At 64.2% G+C, this 246-nt stretch carries 1 protein-coding gene; it reads right to left on the bottom strand.

Annotated features, from left to right (window positions below):
• Window positions 1–14: 14 nt before the first annotated feature.
• The coding region (locus GT354_RS54860) for a hypothetical protein (protein ID WP_237535722.1) at window positions 15–246 on the bottom strand (232 nt) is incomplete at its 5' end.

The raw sequence follows: 246 nt of genomic DNA, 5'->3' as shown, positions 1-246 counted from the left end.
GTTGCGATCCTCGGTCAACCCGAAGGGTGACTGCCACAGGTCAGCGTCAAGGGCACGTTGGTCAAGTGCCCGTTGCGATCCTCGGTCGACCCGAAGGGTGACCGCCACGTCACGATCGCCACATGGGTAGCCGGCAGCCCGTAGTTGCGATCCTCGGTCAACCCGAAGGGTGACCGCCACAAGCGGCTGGAGTCCACGCACCATCGCGCGTACGTGTTGCGATCCTCGGTCAACCCGAAGGGTGAC

It is taken from the genome of Streptomyces sp. SID3343, assembly GCF_009865215.1.
Taxonomy (GTDB): domain Bacteria; phylum Actinomycetota; class Actinomycetes; order Streptomycetales; family Streptomycetaceae; genus Embleya.
The sequence above is the reverse complement of the archived record's forward strand: the minus strand, read 5'-3'. Positions and strand labels throughout refer to the sequence as shown.